The sequence below is a fragment of the Bacillus cereus group sp. BfR-BA-01356 genome (assembly GCF_022663635.1).
Taxonomy (GTDB): Bacteria; Bacillota; Bacilli; order Bacillales; family Bacillaceae_G; genus Bacillus_A; species Bacillus_A cereus.
The window spans coordinates 1-1,868 of record NZ_JAKUFX010000249.1 but is presented as its reverse complement, the minus strand read 5'-3'; the positions used below and the strand labels follow the sequence as shown (position 1 = coordinate 1,868).

The following is a 1,868-nucleotide window of genomic DNA, read 5'->3' as shown; positions in this document are numbered from 1 at the left end:
ATTTTACATAAAATACTGGTCTAGTTTCGTGATGTCTTTTTTAAGCAATTTGTCCTTTGATAACTTCAAAAGATATTATTTTTCAGTTGACATACTACCGCAGGTCTTTCTGCAAATTTTATTATACAATATTCGTATTGAATTTTGGGAAAATAAAGAAAAAGGGGCGATTATAAGTGGAGATAGAGCGTATGGAAATAAAATCAATTATTTCAACAGAGGAAGAGTTACGAAAAATATTGGGGCAACCAAGTGAGCGAGCATTGAAAAAAGTTATTTCATCATTAGACCACCATTGTGTAGATTTCCTTTCTAAATCTCCTTTTCTAGTATTATCTACTGCAAATAAGTTGGGGGAGTGTGACGCCTCGCCGAGAGGAGACGCACCTGGATTTGTATACGTACTCAATAATAATAAAATTATCATTCCAGAAAGACTAGGAAATCGTCGTATAGACTCCATTTTGAATATTATTTCAAATCCACGTGTAGGACTAATCTTTTTTATTCCAGGTCTTGGGGAGACACTCAGAATAAATGGCCGAGCATATATTACAAACGACGAAGAAATTTTGAAAGAAATGCAGGCGAATGGACGCAATCCGTTACTTGGAATTGTTGTTGAAATAGAAGAGTGTTACATTCATTGTGCAAAAGCGTTTATTCGTTCTAAGATGTGGGAATCAGAATCTTGGTTAAATAAAAAAGAGTTACCTTCAGCAGCAAAAATGTTGCTGGAGCATGCGAAAGTGAATACTTCAGAAGAAGATGTTGCACGTTCTTTAGAAGAAAGTTATACAAAAAGATTGTATTGAAAATTTTATTGATATAGTTTTGTAAGGTGGGTATGTACGGGTTTTAGAATGGGGAATTTATCCCGCATTAACGGGCAGTAAGATTCCTACCTCAAAATTCAGCGAAAACAAAGAAGTTAGGTGGGGATAAACAAAATCCCCACTGATTAAAGTTTCACTTTATATATGAACCGTTGATTTATAAACTGGAGAAATGACAAAATAGGTAAATTGAGTGGCAGTTGCATAATGTTATTGTGAAATATAATAAAAAATTATTTTGAAAATAGTTAGTAAAAATAGGCTTGCTTTTTAAAAAGTTGATAACTATAATAAGTTAACAAATAGACATGAACGAAAAAGTAATGATAAGGACACGAAATCATTTTTACGGTTTACAGAGAGGGAAGTCAAGGGTGTGAGCTTCCTAACACGAGAAATGGTTTTACCACCTTTGAACTTCAATAGTGAACGAGTAATCTAGTAATTATTGGCGGTATCAGCCGTTATCTGAACTTGAGCAATCTAGGAGGAGGTACGTCTAGATTGGAACAAGGGTGGAACCACGAAAACACATTCGTCCCTTTCCTAGGGAAGAATGTGTTTTTTTATAGAATTATAGATTGAAAATTTAAAATAATTAAAAATATTATTGATTTTGTTTTTTATGCGAGTATAATGAGTTAACAAATAAACATGAACGAAAAAAGTAACGATAAGGACACGAAATCATTTTTACGGTTTACAGAGAGGGAAGCCAAGGGTGTGAGCTTCCTAACACGAGAAATGATTTTACCACCTTTGAACTTCAATAGTGAACGAGTAATCTAGTAATTATTGACGGTATCAGCCGTTATCTGAACTTGAGCAATCTAGGAGGAGGTACGTCTAGATTGGAACAAGGGTGGAACCACGAAAACACATTCGTCCCTTTCCTAGGGAAGAGTGTGTTTTTTTATTACTTTGAAAGACCAACTATGAAAAGTCAAGGGGACATTTTCAAAAAATATTGCTAGAGGATTTTGAAAATAAATCCACTGGATTCGATAGGAAGTGGCTAAACGTCTTCATAAA

General features: G+C 34.3%; 2 protein-coding genes and 2 other annotated features. Both genes read left to right on the top strand.

From position 1 onward, the window contains the following. A partial coding sequence (locus MR168_RS32695; protein ID WP_242291757.1) for a hypothetical protein occupies positions 1-256 on the top strand: 256 nt, incomplete at its 5' end. Beyond that, positions 177-815 carry a pyridoxamine 5'-phosphate oxidase family protein gene (locus MR168_RS32690; protein WP_086412487.1) on the top strand — a complete coding sequence of 213 codons (639 nt, stop codon included), beginning with the start codon at positions 177-179 and terminating at the stop codon, positions 813-815. The genes MR168_RS32695 and MR168_RS32690, both read left to right, overlap by 80 nt. A gap of 335 nt (positions 816-1,150) precedes the next feature. Next, positions 1,151-1,382, top strand: a binding site (T-box leader). A 115-nt stretch (positions 1,383-1,497) separates the two neighbouring features. Continuing rightward, positions 1,498-1,729, top strand: a binding site (T-box leader). Positions 1,730-1,868 lie beyond the last annotated feature (139 nt).